Annotated in this window: 25 protein-coding genes; 5 read left to right on the top strand and 20 right to left on the bottom strand. The window is 38.5% G+C overall.

Annotated elements, in window-relative coordinates:
* Positions 1–66 precede the first annotated feature (66 nt).
* Positions 67–528 carry a DUF441 domain-containing protein gene (locus tag N178_RS05780; RefSeq protein ID WP_045291179.1) on the bottom strand — a complete coding sequence of 154 codons (462 nt, stop codon included), beginning with the start codon at positions 526–528 and terminating at the stop codon, positions 67–69.
* 113 nt (positions 529–641) lie between these two features.
* Between N178_RS05780 and ytvI the strand changes: the two genes are divergently transcribed.
* Positions 642–1751 carry a sporulation integral membrane protein YtvI gene (ytvI, locus tag N178_RS05785; RefSeq protein WP_045291182.1) on the top strand — a complete coding sequence of 370 codons (1110 nt, stop codon included), beginning with the start codon at positions 642–644 and terminating at the stop codon, positions 1749–1751.
* A 39-nt stretch (positions 1752–1790) separates the two neighbouring features.
* Here the strand turns inward: ytvI and N178_RS05790 are convergent, their stop codons facing one another.
* The 7 genes from N178_RS05790 to dnaE all read right to left on the bottom strand — a co-directional run bounded on the left by N178_RS05790 (position 1791) and on the right by dnaE (position 12046).
* Positions 1791–2183, bottom strand: coding sequence for an FxsA family protein (locus N178_RS05790; protein ID WP_025750656.1), 393 nt, complete (start codon positions 2181–2183; stop codon positions 1791–1793).
* Between the two features lie 80 nt (positions 2184–2263).
* Positions 2264–4024 (bottom strand): pyruvate kinase, encoded by a 1761-nt coding sequence (gene pyk, locus N178_RS05795; protein ID WP_045291184.1) that lies wholly within the window; start codon positions 4022–4024, stop codon positions 2264–2266.
* Positions 4025–4503: 479 nt separating this feature from the next.
* Positions 4504–5481, bottom strand: coding sequence for an acetyl-CoA carboxylase carboxyl transferase subunit alpha (gene accA / locus N178_RS05800; RefSeq protein ID WP_045291186.1), 978 nt, complete (start codon positions 5479–5481; stop codon positions 4504–4506).
* Positions 5475–6356 carry an acetyl-CoA carboxylase, carboxyltransferase subunit beta gene (gene accD, locus N178_RS05805; protein ID WP_013059451.1) on the bottom strand — a complete coding sequence of 294 codons (882 nt, stop codon included), beginning with the start codon at positions 6354–6356 and terminating at the stop codon, positions 5475–5477. Before accD ends, accA begins: the two co-directional genes overlap by 7 nt.
* A 226-nt stretch (positions 6357–6582) precedes the next feature.
* Positions 6583–7185: a FadR/GntR family transcriptional regulator gene (locus tag N178_RS05810; RefSeq protein WP_045291188.1), complete on the bottom strand. Its 603-nt coding sequence runs from the start codon at positions 7183–7185 to the stop codon at positions 6583–6585.
* Positions 7186–7264: 79 nt separating this feature from the next.
* Positions 7265–8494 carry an NADP-dependent malic enzyme gene (ystJ, locus tag N178_RS05815; protein WP_013059453.1) on the bottom strand — a complete coding sequence of 410 codons (1230 nt, stop codon included), beginning with the start codon at positions 8492–8494 and terminating at the stop codon, positions 7265–7267.
* A gap of 201 nt (positions 8495–8695) precedes the next feature.
* The gene (gene dnaE / locus N178_RS05820; protein ID WP_045291190.1) at positions 8696–12046 is read right to left on the bottom strand and encodes a DNA polymerase III subunit alpha; all 3351 of its coding nucleotides are present in this window, start codon (positions 12044–12046) and stop codon (positions 8696–8698) included.
* A gap of 141 nt (positions 12047–12187) precedes the next feature.
* Here dnaE and ytrH point away from each other — a divergent pair, with 141 nt between their 5' ends.
* Together ytrH and ytrI are read left to right on the top strand one after the other, a co-directional pair.
* Complete coding sequence (ytrH, locus tag N178_RS05825; protein WP_045291192.1) at positions 12188–12523, top strand: sporulation membrane protein YtrH; 336 nt, start codon at positions 12188–12190, stop codon at positions 12521–12523.
* Complete coding sequence (gene ytrI, locus N178_RS05830; RefSeq protein ID WP_045291194.1) at positions 12520–13038, top strand: sporulation membrane protein YtrI; 519 nt, start codon at positions 12520–12522, stop codon at positions 13036–13038. The genes ytrH and ytrI overlap by 4 nt, the downstream gene beginning before the upstream one ends.
* 38 nt (positions 13039–13076) lie before the next feature.
* On the opposite strand, the gene N178_RS05835 is transcribed toward ytrI, so the two are convergent.
* The gene (locus N178_RS05835; protein WP_045291196.1) at positions 13077–14015 is read right to left on the bottom strand and encodes a DHH family phosphoesterase; all 939 of its coding nucleotides are present in this window, start codon (positions 14013–14015) and stop codon (positions 13077–13079) included.
* 251 nt (positions 14016–14266) lie between these two features.
* Between N178_RS05835 and N178_RS05840 the strand changes: the two genes are divergently transcribed.
* Entirely contained in the window at positions 14267–14563 is a 297-nt protein-coding gene (locus N178_RS05840) for a YtpI family protein (RefSeq protein WP_045291198.1), read from the top strand.
* A gap of 25 nt (positions 14564–14588) precedes the next feature.
* On the opposite strand, the gene N178_RS05845 is transcribed toward N178_RS05840, so the two are convergent.
* The 8 genes from N178_RS05845 to N178_RS05870 form a co-directional block, all read right to left on the bottom strand.
* Positions 14589–15905 carry a CBS domain-containing protein gene (locus N178_RS05845; RefSeq protein ID WP_045291199.1) on the bottom strand — a complete coding sequence of 439 codons (1317 nt, stop codon included), beginning with the start codon at positions 15903–15905 and terminating at the stop codon, positions 14589–14591.
* 81 nt (positions 15906–15986) lie between these two features.
* The gene (locus tag N178_RS05850) at positions 15987–16223 is read right to left on the bottom strand and encodes a hypothetical protein (protein ID WP_045291200.1); all 237 of its coding nucleotides are present in this window, start codon (positions 16221–16223) and stop codon (positions 15987–15989) included.
* 98 nt (positions 16224–16321) lie between these two features.
* Positions 16322–16501 (bottom strand): hypothetical protein, encoded by a 180-nt coding sequence (locus tag N178_RS26690; RefSeq protein WP_080890147.1) that lies wholly within the window; start codon positions 16499–16501, stop codon positions 16322–16324.
* Between the two features lie 132 nt (positions 16502–16633).
* On the bottom strand, positions 16634–17311 hold the full coding sequence (locus N178_RS05855) for a metal-dependent hydrolase (RefSeq protein WP_045291287.1): 678 nt from the start codon (positions 17309–17311) through the stop codon (positions 16634–16636).
* Between the two features lie 113 nt (positions 17312–17424).
* Complete coding sequence (gene ald / locus N178_RS05860) at positions 17425–18546, bottom strand: alanine dehydrogenase (RefSeq protein WP_013059462.1); 1122 nt, start codon at positions 18544–18546, stop codon at positions 17425–17427.
* Between the two features lie 150 nt (positions 18547–18696).
* Positions 18697–18864 carry a hypothetical protein gene (locus N178_RS26945; RefSeq protein ID WP_169746659.1) on the bottom strand — a complete coding sequence of 56 codons (168 nt, stop codon included), beginning with the start codon at positions 18862–18864 and terminating at the stop codon, positions 18697–18699.
* Between the two features lie 163 nt (positions 18865–19027).
* A complete protein-coding gene (gene argH, locus N178_RS05865) occupies positions 19028–20416 on the bottom strand; it encodes an argininosuccinate lyase (RefSeq protein ID WP_045291201.1) in 1389 nt (462 codons plus the stop codon).
* Positions 20413–21621, bottom strand: a complete 1209-nt coding sequence (locus N178_RS05870) for an argininosuccinate synthase (RefSeq protein ID WP_033579611.1) — start codon at positions 21619–21621, stop codon at positions 20413–20415. The genes argH and N178_RS05870 overlap by 4 nt, the downstream gene beginning before the upstream one ends.
* Positions 21622–21935: 314 nt before the next feature.
* Here N178_RS05870 and N178_RS05875 point away from each other — a divergent pair, with 314 nt between their 5' ends.
* On the top strand, positions 21936–22250 hold the full coding sequence (locus N178_RS05875; protein ID WP_028411794.1) for a hypothetical protein: 315 nt from the start codon (positions 21936–21938) through the stop codon (positions 22248–22250).
* A gap of 26 nt (positions 22251–22276) precedes the next feature.
* On the opposite strand, the gene N178_RS05880 is transcribed toward N178_RS05875, so the two are convergent.
* The 3 genes from N178_RS05880 to N178_RS05890 all read right to left on the bottom strand — a co-directional run bounded on the left by N178_RS05880 (position 22277) and on the right by N178_RS05890 (position 25730).
* Entirely contained in the window at positions 22277–23122 is an 846-nt protein-coding gene (locus N178_RS05880; protein WP_237758411.1) for an EcsC family protein, read from the bottom strand.
* A gap of 228 nt (positions 23123–23350) precedes the next feature.
* On the bottom strand, positions 23351–24541 hold the full coding sequence (locus N178_RS05885) for an acetate kinase (RefSeq protein WP_013059468.1): 1191 nt from the start codon (positions 24539–24541) through the stop codon (positions 23351–23353).
* 196 nt (positions 24542–24737) lie between these two features.
* A complete protein-coding gene (locus N178_RS05890) occupies positions 24738–25730 on the bottom strand; it encodes a class I SAM-dependent methyltransferase (protein WP_045291205.1) in 993 nt (330 codons plus the stop codon).
* Positions 25731–25773: the final 43 nt, after the last annotated feature.

Raw genomic sequence — 25773 nt, forward strand, 5'->3', positions numbered from 1 at the left:
TTATCTGACTTTTGTGAATCAAAAGAGAGAAGAAATTTTAAAAAAATTATTATTATACAAAAATTTCTACGAAAAAAGTTCGGTTAATTTCATAAATAAATAAGCGATTCCAGCACCGATTAACGGACCTACTGCTACCCCTTGAAACAGCGCCACAGCAAGAATTGTGCCAAAAACTAAAGCGGTCGTAATATGCGGATCATCTTCCAAGAGCGTAAGTCCATATTTGGCAATAATTGCTACAGCAATTCCGGCTCCTAAAGCAATCCAGGCATACGAAGATTTCACGGCTTCTCCTAATTGTTTGAACCCTATGTCTCCTGTTGCAATTGGCACAAGAACGGCAATCGTAATAACCGTTACTCCAATATTAATTCCTTTTGATTGTAGAAACGGAAAAATCTTACCGTCTAACCCGATTAATTTTAAAATAAGTAAAAATGCAACTGCAATGATTAATGATTGGTTTTTAGCCACTAATCCAATTACGAGTAAAACAGCTAAAAAAAGCATGGGTTGTGAGAACATTTTACTCATCCTTTCTTTTTTTATTGTGATAAATCTAAAGCGTATTACGTAAATATTTTATGAGTAGCTTTTTCTTTTGTTGACTATCGTTTACAAGGAGGCCTCTATTTATTGTGTACAAGCTCCATTTACATCGACTATTTCGCTTAGCTTGTGTGTTGGTAATTATTGCAGCATCTATATTTTTTAGTTATTATGTCTCTTCTCTCATATATCCATTTATTATCGCCTGCTGCATCGCTTTTTTTATAAATCCTATGGTTAATCTATTTGAATTGAAGCTGCGTTTACCTCGCTACTTAGCTGTTTTACTGTCAATGGTTCTTATCTTCTCTCTTTTGGCCGGACTTATTACGTTACTTATCACAGAAATCATTGCAGGAAGTACGTACTTAGCGAAAGTTGTTCCCACAAATTTCAAAGAAGTGGTCATATTTATTGAAAATATTGCTACAGAACAAATACTTCCGTTTTATGAACGTATTACTTCTATGTTTAATAACTTAAATACCGGTCAGCAAGCAACTATTTTATCGAACATTAAAGGGGTAGGCAACCATATCGCTCAAACGGTGGGCGATTTTCTGCAAAATGTATTGCAAAGCATCCCAGTACTTTTATCCGTATTGCCTAATGCAGCTACTGTGATTATTTTTTCATTGCTGGCTACTTTTTTTATTAGTAAAGATTGGTACAAGCTGATGGCTAAAAGCAGCTTGTTTATTCCTAAAAAAGTAAGAGAAAATGGACAGACAGTTGTTCTGGAGCTTAAAAATGCACTGTTTGGTTTTATTAAAGCTCAGCTTACGCTTATTTCGATCACTACAATCATCGTTCTTTTTGGTTTACTTGTTCTTAAGGTTGATTATGCTATTACAGTCGCTTTATTAATCGGCTTAGTAGATATTCTTCCTTATCTCGGAACAGGACTGGTTTTTGTTCCGTGGATGATTTATGCCTTTGCAACAGATAACGTGTCATTTGCTGTAGGGCTTTCGGTACTATATGCTGTAGTACTTGTGCAGCGACAAATTATGGAACCAAAAATTTTGTCATCAAGCATTGGTCTTGATCCTCTCGCTACATTAATTGCTTTATTTGTAGGATATCAACTGATTGGATTTTTCGGATTAATAGTTGGCCCTGTTATTCTTGTTATTCTAAAAACACTTCATACAACGGGGGTTTTTAAAGAAACGTGGCAGTTTATTATAGGAAAATGAAAAAGTGTGTGAAAGAAGCTTCTTTCACACACTTTCTAGTTAACGTATAATCGTCATTCGATTACGCCCTTGAAAAAATCTTCTTAGCCACGTTAAAAGAAAAGGCTTAACGATTCTGCGTGTAAACGGCAGTAAAAAGATAAAGCCCACAACATCTGTCAAGAAGCCTGGAAACAGCAGAAACAGTCCGCCAAATAGTACACACATACCATCAAGGATTTCACCGCTCGGAACATGTCCCTGGCTCATCTGACGCTGTGCCTTTTGAAAAAGAGATGTTCCTTGTTTTTTCGCTAGAAACGCACCAATAAAACTGGTAGCAATAATCAGTAAAAATGTTGACATTACACCAATGAGATGACTTGAATAAATCAAAATCATTACCTCAACAGCAGGTACAATAAGAAGGAGCGGAAGGAGCTTCCTCACCATCATCACCTCTTCGCTTATTGAATTGCCTAAACAAAAAGAGAAGGATTTCCCCTTCTCTTTTTTCAATCATCTACGTGTTCTTACAGTACGCTTGCGTGTCCGTTGTATACAACACCACGTGAAGCATCAACTGTAATATCTTGATCTTCTGAGAATACGCTTGTTGCGTTTTCTACGCCTACAATGACAGGAATGCTTAAGTTTAATCCTACTACAGCTGCATGGCTTGTTAGACCGCCTTCTTCCGTAATAAGAGCCCCTGCTTTTTCGATTGCACTGATCATATCGCGATCTGTGCTGTTTGTAACAAGGATAGCACCTTCAGTCATTTTTGCATTTGCTTCTTCAGCAGTTTTAGCAATAACTACTTTACCAACTGCTGCTTTACGACCAATTCCTTGTCCTTTAGCAAGAACGTCACCTACAACTTGAACTTTCATTAAGTTCGTTGCACCTGATTCTCCAACTGGAACACCAGCAGTAATAACAACTAAATCACCGTGTGCTACAACGCCTGTTTTTACTGCGTCATTTACAGCGTGATCTAACATGTCGTCAATTGTACTTACGCGCTCACCAACAACTGGTGTAACACCCCATACTAGAGACAGACGACGTGCAACAGAATCGTTTGCTGCAACAGCTACGATTGGAGATTGCGGACGATATTTAGAAACGATTTTCGCTGTATAACCACTTTCTGTTGGCGCTACGATTGCACTAGCGTTTAAGTTAAGCGCTGTGTGTACAACAGATTGTCCGATTGCATCTGTAATAGATGGGCCAACTTGCTTGCTGCGCTGTTGTAAAATCTCAGAGTAGTTTAGAGCTTGCTCAGCACGAGAAGCAATTGAATGCATTGTTTGTACAGCTTCAACTGGGTAAGAACCTGCAGCTGTTTCACCAGATAACATAATTGCATCTGTACCATCAAAGATAGCATTGGCAACGTCACTTGCTTCCGCACGAGTCGGGCGCGGGTTGCGTTGCATTGAATCAAGCATTTGTGTAGCTGTAATAACTGGTTTGCCAAGTGCATTACATTGTTTGATCAGATCTTTTTGTACTAATGGTACTTCTTCAGCAGGAATTTCTACTCCTAAGTCACCACGAGCAACCATTAAGCCGTCTGAAACTTCAAGAATTTCTTTGATGTTATCTACGCCTTCTTGGTTTTCGATTTTTGAGATGATTTGAATGTGAGCTGCATTGTGTTTTTCTAGTAGTTCACGAATTTCTAATACATCAGATGCACGACGCACAAAAGAAGCAGCGATAAAATCAATGCCTTGTTCGATACCAAATACAATATCGTTTGCATCTTTTTCAGTGATACCAGGAAGGTTTACACTTACGTTTGGCACGTTTACACCTTTTTTATTTTTTAATGTACCAGGGTTAAGGACTTTCGTTTTGATTTCACCATCAGTTTTATTGACGTCTAGTACTTCAAGACCGATTAAACCGTCATCTAAAAGGATTTTTGATCCTACGTGTACGTCATCAATTAGACCTGGATATGTAATTGAGAATTTTTCAGTTGTTCCCACTACTTCTGTCATAGAAACAATGATTTCAGCGCCTTCTTCTAACTCAATTGCACCATTTTCCATTGTGTTTGTACGAATTTCAGGTCCTTTTGTATCAAGTAAGATACCTACTGTTTTACCTGTTTGTTTCGCAGCTTCACGAATGTTAACAATACGTGCACCGTGCTCTTCAAAGTCACCGTGAGAGAAGTTTAGGCGACAAACGTTTAAGCCTGAGTTAATTAGTTCAACTAATTTTTCTACACTTTCACTCGCTGGTCCAATAGTACATACAATTTTAGTTTTACGCATTCAAATTTCCTCCTATATATTTACTATTTACTCTTTAAGTAGAGCAAACAGCTATTTCCTTTACTAACCTTTTACAAGCAGGCTGTGAACAAATATTTTGTTACCTTAACTCGTTCACCTTGCTTTACGTGTAACTTATGAAACACCTACGTAGCGCTGAATCAAATAGCAAACAAATACACAGCACTTTAACGATGAATTTCTTCATCGTTTGCTTCTTGTTTTACTATTCCCTGCAATTCATACAGCAATACTTGCTGCCTGATTTGTCTTATATATCTCAAGTATTAGAGAAAAGACAAACGCTCGCACAGCTGCTAATAACCATAGGAAATTTTTTAAAAACACTCTTTTTCTACTTTTACTTAAAGGTTTTTGCTGTCTATAAAATACCACGAAGAACTTGTAAACACAATAGAGAAGGGCTATACAAACCGCACAAAAACGCGCACCCTTATTTTTCAAGAGTGCACGTTTCTTTATTTTATAGTAATGGCATCGTTTTCAGCTGCAAATTGTCCGATTTTTTTGTATTTTAAATAACGCTCTTCCACTAGCTCTTCTTTTGATAAATTCATCAGCTCTTTTAATGATTTCTTGATAATGCTTTCCATGTATCCAGCTTGTGCATCGATATCTCGGTGAGCTCCGCCTTTTACCTCTGAAACCATTTCATCTACAATACCCAGTTCTTTCAAATCTGGTGCTGTAATCTTCATCGTTTCAGCAGCTTTTTTCGCAAGAGAAGAATCTTTCCAAAGAATGGCAGCCGCTCCTTCTGGAGAAATAACTGAATACGTCGAGTTCTCAAGCATATGAAGGTGATTTCCTAAACCTAATGCCAAGGCTCCTCCGCTTCCTCCTTCTCCAATTACAATACAAATAACAGGTACAGTTAAGCCAGCCATTTCGAAAAGGTTTTTCGCAATAGCTTCGCTTTGTCCGCGCTCTTCTGCCGCTTTCCCTGGATAAGCTCCTTTTGTATCAATAAAGCAAATAATTGGGCGGTTAAATTTCTCCGCTTGCTTCATTAGGCGCAGTGCTTTACGGTAGCCTTCAGGATGAGGCATACCAAAATTACGGCGAATATTTTCTTTCGTATCTTTACCTCTCTGATGCCCAATCACGGTAACGGGCACGCCATTAAACTTGGCAATTCCTCCGACGATTGCTTCATCATCTCCATAAAAGCGATCTCCATGACACTCTAAAAAGTTTGTGAACAAGCGAGAAATATAATCGAGTGTTGTAGGACGCTCAGGATGACGAGCAATTTGAACACGGTTCCACGGGCTTAGATGATTGTAAATATCGTTTTCTACTTTTTCTAAGCGCTTTTCCAACTTATCAATTTCGCTAGATAAATCCACTTCTGTATTTTTAGCAAACTCTTTCAGTTCTGCAATCTTGTCGCGTAACTCAACAATTGGACGTTCAAACTCTAATTCACTTACCACTCGATGTCACCTCCTGCTACGTGTATATCTAAAATAGTTGTTAACGTTTCTTTTAAATCGTGACGGTCAATAACTCCATCTAGCTGACCATGCTTCAACAGAAATTCAGACGTCTGAAAATCTTCTGGAAGCTCTTCTCTAATCGTTTGTTCAATAATACGTCTTCCAGCAAAGCCAATTAACGCACCCGGCTCGGCTAAATTATAATCGCCTAGCGAAGCAAAGCTTGCTGACACTCCTCCCGTAGTAGGGTGTGTCATGATCGAAATGATTAAGCCGCCTTCATCACTGAACATTTTAAGGGCTGCGCTAGTTTTAGCCATTTGCATCAAGCTCAGAACACCTTCTTGCATACGTGCACCGCCTGAAGCTGTAAAAATAAGGAATGGAACATGCATTTCCTTTGCTTTTTCAATGGCGCGAGTAATTTTCTCACCTACTACAGAACCCATGCTTCCCATACGGAAATGTGAATCCATAACAGCAACCACTACTTTAATCCCTTCAATATCCCCTTCACCCGTAACAATCGCTTCACTTAAATTAGTTTTCTCACGATCTTTTTCGAGCTTTTCAAGATAATCCGGGAACCCAAGAGGATTTTCTGACGTCATATCTTTGTCGTATTCAACAAACGTACCGCTGTCGATCAAGCTTTCAATACGCTCCGGCGCTGTCATTTGATGATGATATCCACAGTTTAAGCATACTTTTAAGTTTTTATTTAACTCTTTTGTATACATGATTTTCTTGCACTTTTTACACTTGGTCATAATCCCTTCAGGTACATCTTGTCTCATATGCTCAGAAGGAATCGTAGCATATTTTCGTTTTTTTGGAGTTTTTGTGTTTTTTGTAAATAAATCTCGTAACAAGGTGTAACCTCCTTTTGGTTCTTTTCTTTAACATAAGAACCTTTCTTCTTCCTCTTCTTCTACTTTAAAAGTTATGAAAGCCCGTCTCAAACGCAAAAACAAGCGCCAGATAAGAAAAAATTGGATGAATTGTTCGCTTCACTTTATTAGTTGCTATTTACTTTACTAGATGACGGTTTGATTTTGTGTAGAAAGATGGCATGTCTCTTTCGACAAATTCCTTCTTTCACACTTGTTTGTAGCACTGATGGTGAAGATTTAATACAGCTGCTTCATCTTTTTTAACTAGCGCCTCTACTAATTCATTTATAAGAGTGTCGCTTGGCGCTGAGTTTTGTTGAAAGGTTTGAGAAAAACGGCAAATAATCAGCCAAATTCGGTGCAATAGCCGATTAGGCTGCAAAGAAAACAAATAGTCAAACAAGTTCTTTAAACACTCGTCATTCTGCTTTTGAATTGCTTTCGAAACATTGATTTCGTTCTGTTCTGCTAAAACAGAAAACAAACAGCTTTTTTCAAGAATATATCTCGTCTGAATTAAGTCTGATTTTGTTTTACCGTCTTGTATTAAAAAAGTAGCTAATAAATCAATAAATTGATGATCTCCCACTTCTTTAATAAACGTACCTTCACCTCTTCTGGTTTCAATCAACCCAATTAGCTCTAACGCTCTGAGCGCTTCTCGAACGGAAGAACGTCCTGCGCCTAACCGTTCAGAAAGTTCTCGTTCTGACGGGATTTTATCACCCGTAGTTAAACGATCATCTTCCATTAGCTGGCGAATTTGTTTTAGAATTTCTACATATACTTTTGAACGTTCATTCTTCAAGTTTATTACCACTCACTTTACATTACTTTAACAGGCATGCTTGAAGCATCATGCCTGTCAAAGAACAGTTGATGTAACCTTATTCAATAATCGCTAAACGACGTGTATTTTCAGCTACGGCTTCTGGCTTTACTTTTATTCGGGCAACGCCTGTTTCCATAGCTGCTTTTGCAACAGCGGCAGCTACTGCCGGAGCCACTCGGGCATCAAATGGCCCTGGAATCACATAGTCTGTATTCAAGTCCTCTTCCGTAATTAAATTAGCAATGGCCTCAACTGCAGCCATTTTCATTTTTTCATTAATATGAGTAGCACGCACATCTAGTGCACCTCGAAATATCCCCGGAAACGCTAAGACGTTGTTCACTTGATTAGGAAAATCTGAACGTCCGGTGCCGATTACTTTCGCGCCAGCTTTCTTAGCTTCTTCTGGCATAATTTCAGGCACTGGATTTGCCATTGCAAAAATGATTGGGTCTGGATTCATCTTTCCAATCATTTCCGGTGTGAGTGCTCCTTCAACCGAAACTCCAATAAATACGTCAGCTTCTTCTAACGCATCGGCTAACGTACCTTCTACTTTGCTTCGATTTGTATAGGCTGCAACTTCATCTTTTATACGGTTCATGCCGTGAGGACGCTTGTCATAAATCGTTCCTTTGGAATCACACATAATAATATCGCGCACTCCATAGCTGTATAATAATTTAATAATAGCAATGCCAGCAGCTCCTGCTCCATTCGCTACCACTTTGATTTGTGACATTTTTCTTCCTGTCAGCTTCAGGGCATTAAGAAGACCCGCTACCGTAACAATAGCCGTCCCATGCTGATCATCATGAAAAACCGGGATATTTGTTTCCTTTTTCAACCGCTCTTCAATTTCAAAACAGTTAGGAGCCGCAATATCTTCTAAATTAACGCCTCCAAAAGTAGGTTCTAGCAATTTAACAGTTTCTATAATTTTGTCCACATCTGTCGTGTTTAAACAAATTGGGAATGCATCTACGCCGGCAAAACTTTTAAAAAGGACAGCTTTCCCTTCCATTACTGGCAGAGCAGCTTCAGGGCCTATATTGCCCAAGCCCAATACGGCAGTGCCATCAGATACAACAGCTACCATATTTCCTTTCATCGTATATTCATATACATTGTTTACATCATCATATATTTCTTTGCAAGGTTCTGCTACACCAGGGGAATAAGCAAGGCTTAAATCCTCTGCGTTTCGAACAGGAATTTTGGACTTTGATTCTAGTTTACCTTTGTTAATGCGGTGCATATGCAATGCTTCTTCACGTAAAGACAATGAATTTCACTCCCAATAAACAAAATGATAACAAATACTGCGCCTGAACCATGTTCTTTCCCACACTCATATGATGTTATAAATCCAATTGCATTTCATTTCAAGAAAAACGCATCTAATTCGTATATTTTATAAAAAAACGGTGGTCAGACCACTTTTTTAACTATTTTACCATATAACATCACATGAAATCTGTAAAGACTATATCTTCTTGAACACAACGTGCTTCTCTCCAAGCATTGCTTTTAAAGTTTTTATCAACTCATCGCTTCGTTCAACAGAATAGTGAACAGGAAGCTTGACCAATTGACGTTCTGCCTCATAATAAATTTTCACGGGAATTTCTCCTCTATGAGACTGAAAATGCTGATAAATAGTATGAAGCAGCTTTTCCGTACCTTGCTTTGTTTCTATACGTAAGTACAATTCTTCTGACGGTAATTTTCGGACCGCTTCGCTAGCAGCTTCAGCACGTTGACAAACAATTTGCTGCTGTCCATTTCTTTCATCTATCTTTCCTTGTATCAGTAAAACCTTCCCTTGTTCAAACAAAAGACGATTTTGCTCAAATACGCGGGGAAACGCAACAACTTCTCCTTCTCCACTTTCATCCGTAATGCGCAAAAAGGCCATTTGCTCTCCTTTTTTCGTGCGAATGACGCGAATATCCAACACAAATACTAAAAGAGAGACCGCTTTTCCTGAAGCGTATTCTTTCATATCGTGAAGAGAAACAACAGAATAAAATGAATTTAGTGCTTCATACTGAGAAGCAGGGTGGCTTGATAAATAAAAACCTAGCATATCTTTTTCATACTGAAGCCGATCTTCTATTTTCAGTTCCTCTTTTTCCATATATTTAGGCTTTAACGAAAATTCAGCTCCAAATCCAAAGTCGTCATCAGGGAGCACCAAGCTTGCGTGTTCAAATGCTACATCAATCGTTGCTAATAAAGTTGCTCGATTTTCTCCAAATTCATCAAAGCCTCCAGACAAAATCATAGCTTCAAGCGCTTTTTTATTCACGACTTTTGGTGAAACACGTGCACAAAAATCAAATAAGTCTTCAAATCTTTTTTTCTTTCTCTCTTCTGTTATTTCCTGCATAGCTGCCGCACCAATATGTTTAATCGCTGCAAGGCTATATCTTATTCTTTCACCTTCTACATTAAACGAATACATACTCTTGTTAATAGAAGGTGGGAGAACTTGTATTTTTTTTCTTTTGAGTTCATTAATATATTGAGCAATTTTCCCTTCGTTTCCAATAACGCTCGTTAACAACGCTGAAAAGAACTGTAGAGGATAATGCGCTTTTAAATAAGCTAACTGATAAGCCACCATACTGTAAGCAACGGCATGGCTCCGGTTGAAGCCATAATCAGCAAAGCGCACAATAAGGTCATAGACCCGATTAGCAACGGATAGGTCATATCCTTTCTTCTCGCTTCCTTGAACAAAATGTGCTCGTTCACGATCAAGCACGGCTCGTTCTTTTTTACTAACTGCTCTTCTCAATAAATCTGCTTCTCCAAGGGAAAAACCAGCCATCTTTGAAGCAATCTGCATAATTTGCTCCTGATACACGATAACGCCATGCGTGGATTGTAAAATGTCTTGAAGCGTAGGATGGTCATATATGACGCTCTCCACTCCGTGCTTGCGCTTAATATAGGTTGGAATATTTTCCATCGGACCGGGTCTATACAGCGCGTTAACTGCTACAATATCTTCTAGCTCTGTAGGTTTTAATTGCTGAAGAACTCTTCTCATTCCATCTGACTCCAGCTGAAAAATCCCTGTCGTATCTCCTTTGCTCAGCAGTTCAAAAGTTTTCTCATCGTTAAATGGAATGTGAGACAGTGACAGCTTTTGATTCATGTCCCGCTCAATTTTCTTTAAAATGTGATCTAAAATGGTTAAGTTGCGCAAACCTAAAAAGTCCATTTTCAAAAGCCCAACGTCTTGCAGAGCTTCCATTGGATATTGAGTCAGATATACATTATCATGTCCTTCTTGTACAGCTATAGATTGCGTCAGCGGCTTCTCACTGATCACAACGCCTGCTGCGTGTGTGGAAGTATGCCTTGGCAGTCCTTCTATCTTCATGGCAATGTTATACCATTGCTTTCGGGCTTCATTTTCAGATAAATAGTCTTGAAGAACTCTTGAATCACGAAGAGCACTTTTTAACGTTGTACCTGGTTTAGTTGGGATCGCTTTGGACATTTTGTTTAGCGCCTCTTGATCAAATCCCATCACTCTTCCTACATCGCGTACGGCTGCTTTAGCCGCTAATGTTCCAAATGTAATAATTTGAGCTACATGCAGCGCTCCATATTTTTGAGCCACATACTGAATGACTTGATCTCGTTTATTATCAGGAAAATCGATATCAATATCAGGCATCGAAATACGTTCAGGATTTAAAAAGCGCTCAAAGAGAAGCTGATGCTGAAGTGGATCAACATTTGTAATTCGTAAGGTGTATGAAACTAGTGAGCCCGCCGCTGAGCCACGGCCTGGACCTGTTAAAATACCATGTTCATGAGCATAATTCATAAAATCCCATACGATAAGGAAGTAATCGCTAAAGCGCATACTTTCAATAATGTTCAGCTCATAATCTAAGCGTTTCTGATATTGTTCCGTGATTACTTGAACTCTTTCTTGCAGTCCTTTTTCGCAAAGAGTGCGCAAGTAGGTTGATGATGTAACTGACGGAGGAACAGGGTATTTTGGAATGGACATTACGCCTAGAGAAATTTTAAGCTCGCATCGTCTTGCGATTTTTATACTTTCTTCTATTAAAAAATGCTGATCATGAAAGAGAACTTCCATTTCATGAGGTGATTTGAAATAGTACTCGCTGCTTTCTTCTTGCACCTGTTCACCGCTATGTAACTTCTCTCCGTCTCGAATAGCCGCTAAGCAATCATATGCGTCCCGATCTTCTTTTTTTAAATATTTCACTTGATTCGTTGCTACGAGCGGGACATTTTCTTCAGCAGCAAGCTCCGTTAACTGCTGATTTATCAAAGTTTCATCCTGTCCGTGGCGCTGTATCGATATATACAAAGACTGAGAATATACTTTTTTAAAGAATTGAAGCACTCGCTTTGCATCTTGAAGCTTGTTTTCTGCTAGCAGAGTTTCTACTTCTCCCCTTACGCCAGGTGTAATAGCAATCAGCCCGCTGCTATAATGCTGGAGCCATTTTTTCTTTACACCGTGTTTTTCCTTTGTTTGAACTAAACTGCTTAGTTTTAATAGATTTTCATAGCCCTTATCATTTTCTGCTAGCAAAACTAAAGGATACGCTTGCTCGCTTTCTTCATGTTCCAAAATTGATAGTGTGAGCCCAATAATCGGCTTAATCCCCGCTTTCACGCAGGCTTTATAAAAAGGAATGACTCCGTACATTACATTTTCATCGGTCAAAGCAATCGCTTCATAGTTCATTCTTTTAGCTGTTTCTACAAGTTCATGAATACGAACAGAACTGCTTAGTAAGCTATAAGAACTTTGAAGCTGTAAGTGAACAAAAGGCACAGGACTTCCCACCTTTCTTTAATTCTTTATTCTCATTATAAATTTTGTTGCGGACGTAGACAAATTACATAACTCTGAACGTTTGTCCATATATATGTAGGAAGCATGAGTTATCAATAAAATAGCAAAGGAGGACGCATCATGGCAAAAGAGCCTTTTATGTCTCTTTTTATTTGGAGCTACTTTACTTCATTAGGCATTATTTTAGGTGGTTCATTAATCGGAGCATTTGCGGGATTTTTAATTGGAAAATCTCCCCTGTACGTCATGCATACCCTCAGCAATAGTCTAAAAATCTGGGCCATTGTCGGAGCCATCGGAGGAACATTTGATACGTTTTACAGCTTTGAGCGAGGACTCTTTGAAGGAGCGACAAAAGATGTATTCAAACAAATTCTTTTAATTCTATCCGCTATGGGAGGAGCTCAGACCGGGGCTCTGATCATCAAGTGGTTAACGCAGGAGCACTTTGTATGAGGGTACCCAGTGAGCGAATGTTCAAGCGCTCCGACTGGCAGCGTTTTTTTGCCGGTATTGTCATTGGAGCAATTGTCAGCTGGGGAGTGTTTTTAACGATTTACGGCGTTTCAAGAGATAGAGAGCTAGAGGAGATTCGAATTGCTAATGATAAGCTAAAAAAAGCAAATTTGCAAATTAGCGCATGGCAAGAAGATGTAAAAGCATTAAACAAGGAAATGAAGCAGCATTTAATTATTCAAAATGTAAAAGTAAAATTAGTAAACGGTCATCGTTATAAAGTCAATTCTGTCGTTGAATACAATATTCAAAAAAGCGTTGATGAAGAAGCGCAGCACTTAATTGCCCAAGATATTGAAAGTGCGTATCGAAGCAGGGATATCTTAAAAAAAGCAATTGAAAATAAAAAGTACGAATTTGATAAAACGATTTATGAAGTTGAAGTTCATCAAATTTATTTTTATACAACGCTTTCAATTGAAATTCGAATTAAAAAGATGGAAAAGGTATTATAAAAAGCCGCTGATGTAAAATCAACGGCTTATTTTACAGATTACTCCTGACTGCAGAGCTCTTCTAAGTCACGCAGCAAAGGCTCTACTTCTTCCCATGAGTAAATGGAAGCGCCGGACGCAAGAGGATGGCCTCCTCCGTTGTATTTTCTGGCAATTGTATTAATCACAAGCTCTTTTGAACGCAGGCGGACACGAATCTGATTTTCTTCCTCCACAAAAAACACCCACGTTTTTACTCCATCAATTTGTCCTAACGAACCGACTAGCTGAGAGGCATCAGCAGGTGTCACATCATATTTTCGAAGAATTTCATTCGGAATTTTCATGTGGGCAACTCCCGCCTGAGACATCGTGAAGTTTTGCAGCACATATCCATGTAAATGAGCGACATTTTCTTTTGTTTTGTATAACTGATCATATACATCTTTAAAATTGAAACCATATTGAATCAATTCACTTGCATAGCAAAACGTTTTTGGCTTTGTATTTGGAAATAAAAATCGGCCTGTATCACCGACGATACCAGTGAAAATTAACTTTGCTCCTTCATCATTAAGAGCTAATCCCTTTTCTTTTCCTTCCAAGTAAAACTCATAAATCATTTCACTTGTTGAAGAAGCAGACGTCTCAACCCAAAGTAAATCCCCGTAAGGAGTTTGATTCGGATGGTGATCAATTTTAATGATCATTTTTCCATTTACGTAGCGCTGATCTGATACTCGCGCTTCATTAGCCGTATCACAAACGATAACAAGCGCATCTTCATAGGTGTCATTGGCGATATCATCCATACGGTATAAAAATTTTAACGACTCCGCTTCTTCTCCCGTTACGTATACCTTCTTCTCTGGAAAAGATGTTTTTAACAATTCTGCTAATCCGCACTGAGATCCGTATGCATCTGGATCTGGACGAATGTGCCGATGAATAATGATGGTGTCAAACTGCTTAATAGCTTCTAATATTTGTGCTTTCATTTTCTCTCTCCTGTCAATACTGTTCTTGTTTTATGTACGTACCACATGGACTTACATTTCCACAGCGCTGTATTCATATTATTTATTAAATCATATCTCTTCTCTTTTTTAAAAGAAGAATCAATCAATAGTAGAATTTTCTGTCATCGACCTGTAAAATAATAGATACTACTGTAAACACTTTCAACACTACGCATTACTAGCATCTAGAAACATTACGGATAGAAATACACCGGACTGGAGGGGCGTCTGTGCCATTTTTTATGATTTTAATCGTTGTGTCCTTTGTTTTCTACATGTATTTAAAGGTAAAATACGTACGTTCGAAACGCCCAATGGAACGAAAGTGGATTTCCGCTAAGTCGAGTATTTGTCTTGGCTCTTTTGTATTATTTTTTGGGATCAATCAATGGTTTATTTACGAAACAAACCTTTCGCTTATTATCGGCATATTATTTGTATTATTCGGTTCAGGCAGCATAATAGCAGGTGTCAAAGCTTATAAGCACTATCAGCCTTATGCAATAAAAGAAGCAGATCAAATGTAAAAGAAGCTGCAAAGCAGCTTCTTTTTTATACTCTGTCTAATAACTGAGCCATCATCATTGCTTTTCCTACTACAACTCCGGCGTTGTAGACTTCTACATCTAATTTAGCAAACTTCCGACCAAGTTCTAGCAGCTTAGGGCGAATTTCAATCACACTTTCAATTTGAACCGGTTTAATAAAATAAACGGTAATGTTTTCAATAACCAAATCACCTTTTTTATATAAGCGAAGAACACGATTGGCAGCTTCCGTCACAATAGTAGTAAAAACTCCGTATGAAATAGTTCCCATATAATTCGTCATTTGTGGCGTTACTTCACAGCGATAGACCGGTGCTTCTTTGGTCTCTTGTACGTCCATAAACTGATTCGTTACAATGTCATCAATGGTTTCTCCTACCTGTGGTTGGCGCTGAATCATTTGCAGCGCTTTTAAGACATCTTGACGGCTGATAATGCCTTCTAGTCGGTGGTAATCGTCCACTACAGGCAGCACTTCAATCCCTTCCCATACCATCATATGAGCAGAAGAAGCGACCGAAGTTTTCCCGTGAACGGTCATCGGATTTTTTGTCATAACTTTTTCAATCGCAGTGGAAAGATCATATCCAATAACATCTTTTGAGGTGACCATACCATGAACTTTCATATGCTGATCTACTACAGGAAAACGACTGTGGTGAGTTTGATCGTTGCATTCGTGCCATTTTTCAATTGTATCGGTTAACTGCAAGCTAACCGCTTCAGAGACGGGTGTTAAAATATCCTCGACAAGCACAATTTCTTTTTTTATCAGCTGATCATAAATAGCCCGATTAATCATCGTTGCAACTGTAAACGTATCATAGCTCGTTGAAATAATAGGAAGCTTAAGATCATCTGCAAGCTTCTTAACCCATTCTTCCGTATCAAAGCCGCCCGTAATTAACACGGCTGCTCCTGCTTCAAGAGCTAATTCATGAGCGTTTACTCGATTCCCTACGATAAGAAGGTTTCCAGCCTCCGTATATCTCATCATAGCATCAAGCTTCATCGCTCCAATAACAAACTTATTTAACGTTTTATGCAAGCCTTCACGTCCGCCCAGCACTTGTCCATCTACGATGTTTACTACTTCAGCAAACGTGAGCTTTTCAATGTTTTCTTTCTTCTTTCGTTCAATTCGAATAGTCCCTACTCGTTCAATCGTTGAAACATATCCTTTATTTTCCGCGTCTTTTATTGCTCGGTACGCCGTGCCTTCACTGACAGTCAGTTCTTTGGCAATTTGGCGCACTGAAATTTTTTCACCAATTGGAAGCGAATCAATATACTGTAAAATTTGCTCATGTTTTGTCGCCACGTGTACTTCACCCTTCTAAAACGTTTTTACGTTTCATATGTCTTTTCTTTTATTATACGGGGGAAGTGAAATGGATTCAATCTAACCTCTTTGACGCAAAGGCTTTCTCGTACTATTTTTTTGAATACCTGCCTTTTTACGGCGCGGTGCATAAAGTAGTGACGACAAATTTCCTCCGGCTGCAAAAAGGGCAAAGATAAGCCAGCTTATACTAAAAATCCCTTGTAAACTCGAAGTTGTTAACACTAAGTGCGGCATTGCATAGTAAAGCATCACTCCGCATAGTAAAAGCGATAAAATAACTCGATTTTTTTCCATAGCTCTCCCTCCTTATTATTACTATCGTATGCAGGGAAGTAAAAAAAGCAGAACGTTTCTTTGCAAATAAAAAGAGATTAAGACATAACTGCATCGTTTCAATCTAAAGACGAATAAATGTGAGATATGAACTGAACCGCTTGTGACGCCGCAGTTGATTTCCGTGCAAGACTTCGCTTTCCGCGGGCGGCCGGTGAGCCTCCTCGCCGCTTGCACTCCTGCGGGGTCTCACTTATTCCGCTTTTCCCGAAGGAGTCTTCGTCTTGCCCTCCAGTCAACAGCTAGAAGTCGCTACATATATGAAACCTGCGTTCACCATAACAAAAAAAAGAACGAGCGATCGATATTATCGATTACTCGTTCTTTTTTAACTTTAACTGAAATCGTTTTGTTCCAGCCTCTATTTATGATTAAAGATCCAATCCTTCTCCAGCTTTCAACACTTTTCCTTCAATACCGGATAAAGACTCAACAAATTGATGAGGATCTTGCTTAATGACAGGAAATGTATTGTAGTGAATTGGCACAACAAGCTTTGCCTGCACCCATTCCGCTGCGATGGCCGCATCTTCAGGTCCCATTGTAAAGTTATCTCCAATTGGTAGAAACGCTAAGTCGGGCTTATGACGACCAATTAATTTCAAATCAGAAAATAAAGCCGTATCTCCAGCATGATAAATCGTCTTTCCTTCAATTGTTAAAAGCAAACCAGCCGGCATTCCTGTATAAATAATTTTCTCATTATTTTCTGTATAACTTGAACCGTGGAAAGCTTGTGTTAATTTCACCGTGCCAAAATCAAATGTATAGGCTCCGCCTATGCTCATTGGATGTACGTTTAAGCCTTGCCAGCTAAGATATGTAGCTAATTCTGCTACTGCCACAACAAGTGCACCGCTGCGCTTAGCAATTTCAACCGTGTCGCCTACATGATCATTATGGCCATGAGTCAGTAAAATCACATCTGCTTTTACCTCTTCAGCATTTAAATCTGTTAATTCATTTCCAGTGATAAACGGGTCAATTAAAATTGTTTTTCCTTTTGTTTCAATTTTAACAATAGAATGTCCATGATAAGAAACGTGCATCATTTATTCTCTCCTTTTACACTAACCTTTTCTATATTCTACCCGTCTGTTTTGGTTACAAAACAAGTGAATACGCGGCTATCATATCACAAACTGCGTAAAAACATGCCTTATTATGCTTGCTCTAATAAAGTTGTTGCATCAGCGTAAGTTAGACCGTGCGCATCTGCCACAGCTGCGTAAGTGACAAACCCGTTTAGGGTGTTGATTCCTTGAAGAAGGGAAGGGTTTTTTAAGCACGCTTTTTTATATCCTTGACTTGCTATTTGCAGAGCATAGGGCACCGTTACGTTGGTCAGTGCTAAAGTCGACGTGCGGGGAACAGCTCCCGGCATATTAGCAACAGCATAATGCAAGACCTCATGCTTCGAATAAGTCGGGTTATCGTGAGTGGTAATGCGATCAGTTGTTTCAAAAATCCCGCCTTGATCAATAGCAATATCAACCACAACTGACCCTTTTGACATCGTTTGAACCATTTCCTCGGTGACAAGCTTTGGCGCTTTAGCTCCGGGTATGAGAACCGCTCCTATCACTAAATCTGACTCTTTTACGGATTGTGCAATATTGTAGTGATTTGACATTAATGTCGTCACTTCTTTACCAAATAAATCATCAAGCTGGCGAAGGCGATCGGCGTTTAAATCAATTATTGTGACATCAGCCCCTAATCCGACCGCAATTTTAGCAGCGTTGGTCCCTGCTACTCCTCCTCCAATAATTGTTACTTTCCCCCTTTGCACGCCTGGAACTCCACTTAATAAAATCCCTTTGCCACCTTTTGTTTTTTCTAAAAATTGAGCTCCAATCTGAGAAGACATTCTTCCTGCAACTTCGCTCATCGGCGTTAACAAAGGTAAGCTTTTGTTTGGAAGCTGTACAGTTTCATAAGCGATGCCTACCACCTTTTTATCAATCAATGCTTTCGTTAATGCTTCTTCAGCGGCCAAATGTAAATACGTAAACAAAATAAGTCCTTCACGAAAATATCCGTATTCTTCTGAAATCGGTTCTTTTACTTTCATAACCATTTCAGCATCCCATGCTTCTTTTGCCGTATTTACAATAGAAGCTCCTGCATTTGTGTAATCTTCATCATGAAATCCAGAGCCTTCTCCTGCCTGTGTTTCAATGTATACATCATGCCCACCGTTAACTAAAGCTGTAACACCAGCTGGAGTAATAGCCACGCGATTTTCATTGTTTTTTACTTCTTTCGGCACTCCAATTTTCACCTTTATCCCTCTTTTCTTATATCAGTGATTCACTGAAAAAAGAACGCCATACCAAATCCTTTAGAAAACCGGATTTACTATGACGTTACCTTTCGATAGAGCTCAGCATAATCCTGCTTTTCTTAGACTATATACAGTATATGCATGTAGTTATTCATATAGTTCGCTATCACTCTGTGCTTCTGGATTTTCGACTATAGAAGCCATAGCATCGCCAATGACGCCGCTTGAATAAGAATCCATTAGCTGTCTTGATGTCTCTTTTTCTCCTTCAAAATCATATTCATATACATGCTGCGGATGTTTTTTGTCTTTCATATGTCACTTCTCCTTTTTCACTCTATTTTCTTTACGAATGTGAACTTTACTTCATAATCCCTTACATGATCTTTTCTATTTTCTTCTTAAATGCTCTAGTTATACCATTTATCTCACATCAAAAAACGCCCGCAGATTTTTCTGCGGGCGTTTTGATAATTTTTTATATCGATGTTTTTTCATGCAATTCATCTTTAGCTAGCTGAATTGCTTTTTTTACTTGTTCAAACCCTGTTCCTCCCGCGCTATTGCGGCGATTAACAGCTGTTTTTGGACTCAATACATGGTAGATGTCTTCCTCGAATAAATCTGACGCTTCTTTATATTGCTCAAGCGGCAAATCCATTAGGTAGATATTTTTCTGAATACAAACGAGAACTAGTTTCCCAACCACTTCATGTGCTTCACGAAACGGCATACCTTTTGAAGCAAGATAGTCAGCTAACTCCGTTGCATTTGAAAAATCTTGTTTCGTAGCTTTTTCCATCACATTTGTTTTTACTGTCATTGTTTCGATCATGCCAGCAAAAATGGTCAAACATCCTTCAATCGTTGTAACCGTATCGAACATGCCTTCTTTATCTTCTTGCAGGTCTTTGTTGTATGTTAAAGGCGTGCCTTTTAATACAGTCAATAAGCTAAATAAATGACCATATACTCGTCCTGTTTTACCACGAATTAACTCCGCCATATCAGGATTTTTCTTTTGAGGCATAATACTGCTGCCTGTTGCGTACGTATCATCCATTTCAATAAATTGAAACTCTTGACTAGACCATAAAATTAACTCTTCACAAAAACGAGATAAATGCATCATTAAAATAGAACTGTTGCTTAAAAACTCTAAAATAAAGTCACGGTCGCTGACAGCATCCATACTGTTTTGATAAATCCCATTAAAGCCTAGAAGCTCCGCGCTGTAATGACGATCAATTGGAAATGTCGTACCAGCTAAAGCTCCTGCCCCTAAAGGAGATAAATCAATACGCTTTAGTGATTCCGCATAACGCTCTGCATCACGCTTAAACATTGAAACATAAGCCATTAAATGATGAGCAAAAGAAACCGGCTGCGCGCGCTGTAAATGTGTGTAGCCTGGAAAAATAGTTTCGACATGCTGATCTGCTTTTGTAAGCAGCACATCTTCTAGATTTTCGATCAGTCCTACAATTTGCTGAACATGCTTTTTTAAATATAAGTGCATATCTGTAGCAACTTGATCATTACGGCTTCGACCCGTATGAAGCTTTCCTCCAACCGGACCAATTTCATCAATTAATAGCTTTTCTAAATTCAAATGAATATCTTCATATTGAGCAGAAAATGTTAATTCTTTCTTCTTAGCTTTTTCAAGCAGTGTTTGAAGGCCTTTTTTAATTTGTGACGCTTCATCTCCAGAAAGAATGTTGCATTTCTCAAGCATTGTTACATGTGCTAAACTGCCTTCAATATCTTCTTCTACAAGATGCTGATCAAATGAAATTGACGCACCGAACTCGTCAATCCATTGTTCAGGGCGTTTCGTAAAACGCCCTCCCCAAAGTTTGGTCATACCGTTGTCACCTTCTTTTGATTTACCATGCTGCTCACTTGTGTTGGAAGACCCCATAATGAGATAAAACCAACTGCTGCATTGTGATCAAATTCATCTTCTTTTGTATATGTTGCAAGTTTTTCATTGTATAAAGAATTAGGAGATTTACGTCCCTCTACGATAGCATGCCCTTTAAACAGTTTTACTCTCACTGTTCCGTTCACATATTGCTGCGTGTCTTTTAAGAATGCCAGCAGTGAATTTGTTAATGGAGAGAACCATAAACCTTCGTAGATAACTTCTGTTAATTTTTTCTCAATGACTGGTTTGAAGTGCGCTACTTCTTTCACTAATGTTAAATCTTCAAGCTCTTTGTGCGCTTTAATTAATGTCATAGCAGCTGGACACTCATATACTTCACGTGATTTGATTCCCACAAGACGATTTTCTACATGATCAATACGTCCCACTCCGTGCTTACCTGCAATTTCATTCAATTCTAGAATTAACTGAGCTAGCGTGTAAGATTGGCCATTTAATGCTACTGGAACACCTTCAACGAATTCAATTTCTACTACATCGGCTGTGTCCGGAGTGTTTTCAAGAGAAGCCGTTAGGTCATATGCTTCTTCAGGTGGAGCTGCCCAAGGATCTTCAAGCACGCCGCACTCGTTACTTCTTCCCCATAAGTTTTGGTCAATTGAAAATGGGCTGTCTAAGTTAATTGGAATTGGAATATTCTTTTCTTTTGCATACTCGATTTCTTCTTCACGAGACCATTTCCAGTCACGAACAGGAGCTAAAACCTCTAAGTGTGGATTTAATGCTTTAATTGATACTTCGAAACGCACTTGGTCATTTCCTTTTCCCGTACATCCATGTGCGACAGCTACTGCATTTTCTTGTTCTGCTACTTCTACAAGCTTTTTAGCGATTAGCGGTCTAGATAGTGCAGATACTAATGGATATTTCCCTTCATATAATGTGTGGGCTTGAAGTGCTGCTAATGCAAATGTATTAGCATATTCTTCTTTTGCATCAATCACATATGATGATACCGCTCCAACTGTTAATGCTTTTTCTTTAACGAATTTTAAATCTTTTCCTTCGCCTACGTCTAAACAGCACGCTACCACATCGTACCCTTTTTCTTGAAGCCACTTAATTGCAACTGATGTATCTAAACCTCCGGAATATGCTAAAACAACTTTTGGATTACTCATCATCTATTCCTCCTACAAATTATATATATATTAATACAACCGTTTTAATTTTTATTCATTTAATCTACTATTACTTTAACAACTTTTTAATCTATTTTCAATAGTTATTCAAAAAAAAGTATATAAATTCACGTTTTTTTTAATTTAATAGGATAAAAGCTCTTAAAATACTTTAAAAATAGACGTGAATGAATATTCCTGTCTTAAACGCCGTGTATATTTATATGCATAAATCAAGTATAAATGATTTATTTTTCACTTACGGTAGATCTGGCTTTTGTCATTGTATAAAATGGAAGGAAAGAGGTGAAAAAATGGAGCGCTTTTTTACTTATGACAACAGACTCGGTATAAAAATTCCTGCTCTCGAAAGAGAATGGACATTCTATTCTGAAAAAGTTCAGCAGGATATCCTCCTAACATGGGAATCCATTCGGGGGCAGATTCCAGACAAAATTCAATCTGTAGAAAAGAGGATTAATCAAAAACAAGCGGCGTTAGAAGATGAGACTAATTTTATCCGCTCCTGTGAATTAAATAGCGAGATAGGAGAACTTGCTTCTATTATTAATGATTTGTGGATTTGGTATCGAACAAATGAGGAAATATCAAAAAAAGTTCACGGATAGACAAAAAAAACGAGTCTCATGAAAAATTAATGAGACTCGTTTTTTTTATCCAGTAAATAGCGGTATTGGTAAAAGCGCTTCGCATAATCTGTCACTTGTTTGGCCATTCGATAATTCATCCCTCCGCCAACCATCATACTCACAATTGGCAAACGATTATAAACTTTTCGCTTCGCAGCAAATATAGCTAGCGTTTTTCCAATTTGCACAACGATTTTTTGCAGCCACGTCTTATCTACAATTTGATCAACACCTTCATAAAAATACGGGTCAAATTCTTGGCTTAGCTCACTCTTTAATTGATGCCACCCCTCAGCCTGAAGATGTCTAGGTAACGTTGCGGCATGAAAAACTTTTAGCGTTAGCATAAGCTCTGAAGGAGTCTGGATATGATAGCCGTAGCTCATTGCTGCCTGTTGCACTGCTTGAATATTCATGCATAAAACAGCGGGTATATCAATACCGACTAGCAGCGATTGGCCGGTTCCTGAAAGTGCTCCTTGACTCAGCGCATACAACCGAAGCTTGGCCATTTGCTGTTCGCATATATAAGAAAGCTGATCTACTTGAAGGGAATTCAATTCTGACAGATCTGTGATATCTTCTTTGAATACACGGGCCGTTTCAATAATTCGTTTTGTCGCTTGAGTTTGCATTTCCGTACCTTGAATTAATGCAGTTAACTGAAAGAGTCCCTCATCAATTTTATGTAAATAGGTCTCACGAACAGAAGCTGGAATTAAGTTAAGCCCTTTTTCTAACCACTCTTCGTACAATAACTCCATCTCAGTTGCTTCTACGCTCTGTAAGCTCTCTTCCCATTTATAGATTTCTTCTAAAAGCTGTTCTTCGCGATTCGTTAGTATCATCATGTCACCCTTTCAAGAAATAAGTAGTTTTATTTTTATTATAACAAATAATGCATCCGTTACATTTTGCTTCCTATATTATTTCTTTCTTCTATACGTTGTAAACCTTCTTTCAATCGTCAGCTACTTACGCTATATAAAAAAGCTGATTTCCTAACAAGGAAATCAGCTTTTCGTTAGTTTGCCTGACAATTTATGAGAATTCATGCATTGAAGAGGCACTTTATGAACTTAAATATTCGCTAAACGAGTAACGTCACGTGCAATCATAACTTCTTCGTCTGTCGGAATAACCATAACTTTAACTGGAGAATGAGGGTAGCTAATAAATGCTTCTTCTCCTTGTACACTATTTAAAGCTGGATCCCAATAAACGCCCATGAACTCTAACCCGCGAAGAACGCGAGCACGTACAACATCACTGTTTTCTCCAATACCTGCTGTGAAGATGATTGCATCTACACCAGACATACGAGCAGCATAAGAACCGATATATTTATGAATACGGCTAGCAAATACTTCAAGTGCTGTTTCAGCGCGTTCATTGCCTTCAGCGCTTGCTTTGATTAGATCGCGTAGGTCACTAGAAATACCAGATACACCTAAAAGACCACTTTCTTTATTTAATACATTTAATACTTCGTCAGCAGTTTTTCCTGTTTTCTCCATAATAAATGGAATTAATGCAGGATCAATGTTACCTGAACGAGTTCCCATTGCTACACCAGCTAATGGTGTGAAGCCCATTGATGTATCAATTGACTTTCCGCCTTCAATTGCAGCAATACTTGCACCGTTACCTAAGTGACAAGAAATTAAGCGTAATTGTTCAATTGGGCGTCCAAGAAGCTCAGCTGCACGCTCAGAAACATATTTATGAGATGTGCCGTGGAAACCGTATTTACGAACGCCATACTTTTCATAGTACTCGTACGGTAAGCTGTACAAGAATGATTTTTCTGGCATTGTTTGATGGAATGCTGTATCGAAGACTGCTACAGCTGGAACATTTGGCAGAATATCTTGGAACGCTTTAATTCCCACAATGTTTGCTGGGTTGTGAAGCGGTGCTAAATCAGATAAAGCTTCAATTTCCGCTAGTGTTTCATCTGTGATTAAAACAGAGTCAGCAAACTTCTCTCCGCCGTGTACTACACGGTGACCTACACCAGTGATTTCATCGTATGATTGAATGATGTTTTGAGAAAGTAACTTTTCAACTAAAATTTTAACTGCAACAGCATGGTCAGGGATTTCTGTAATATCCGTTTGTTTTTCACCATTTACCGAGATCGTGAAAACAGCGTTATCTAAACCAATTCGTTCTACTAAACCTTTTGTTAATACCGTCTCACTTGGCATTTCAAATAATTGAAACTTAAGTGAAGAACTGCCGGCGTTGATTGCCATGATTTTTGACATAAAAAAACAGCTCCTTCTTTATTATACGTGCATCATAAACATAACGAACAGAACATAAAAGTGTAATCTCTACAATATTCTATGCATTTCGACACGATTTCTATCCTTATTCATTTAATCATTCACGACAATAGATTTCAAGAGCTATACACCATGAAAACGCTACCGAAAAATATTCATTATTTTCGAAAAAGACTTACTTTTTATTAACGCGGAACCATTGGTCCATTTGAGCCATAATATCACTCATTGCTTCTCGATTACTGAACTTCGGCAAATTCACAAGTAGCGCTTGATCAGGCACTATTACCCCTTCTCCCTGCTTTTGAAGAATGATAATACTCTTAGCAGCCTGCTCTTGTTTGAACATTGAAAGCGGCAGCTGAACGATTCCTTGAACGATTGCCTCCTCTTTTAGCAGCGGCTGTAATAAATGCGACTGTTCAGATTCGAACAAGTTATTTGGAATAAGAGCAATTACGTATCCTCCGTCTTTTACATGGCGCAAGCTTTGTTCAATGAATAAGTGATGAGCATAGGTATGACCTTCTTCAGCTCTTACTTTATACTCTTTTGCCCCTTCATCGTTTGGATAATAACCAACCGGCAGGTCACAGACAACTAAATCAACAGGATCAATAAAAAGCGGCTGTAAGCTGTCTTGATTAAATAATTGAACGCCGTGCTTCTGTAAGTTTGCATTTACATATGTCAATTGAAGTAATAAATCATCCACATCTACACCGTATACATGTTCAATTGACGCAGCGTGTGTATTTAAAATTGTTGTTAATAAGTTTCCAGCTCCTACTGCTGGATCTAAAAGCGTATATTTATCTTTTCCTGCCATGAATTTTCCAACTAAATAGCTGACAAATAGTCCTACAGCATCAGGCGTCATTTGGTGGTTAGGCTGAACTGCTTCTTTCATCCCTTTTAAAATAGCTAGCTGATATGCTTTTCGAATCGTTTCTTTCTCAAAATGATCAAGTGTGATTGAATCGTATTCTTTTTTTAAACGTTTTTTGGTTACCTCATCTAGCTCTTCTTGCAAAATAGTTCCTTGAAACAAGTTTTCTCCCGTTTCAGCTACTGCTTCTAAATATACGCAGTTTAGTTCTTTTCTTAAAATAATAGCTGTTTGATCAATTACACCAAATAGCTTTTCCATACTAGCTAATTGACTCATATTCTGCCTCCTGTGTGATGAAATAATATCTATATAAATGAGT

This window comes from Priestia aryabhattai B8W22 (genome assembly GCF_000956595.1).
In the GTDB taxonomy this organism is placed as follows: Bacteria; Bacillota; Bacilli; order Bacillales; family Bacillaceae_H; genus Priestia; species Priestia aryabhattai.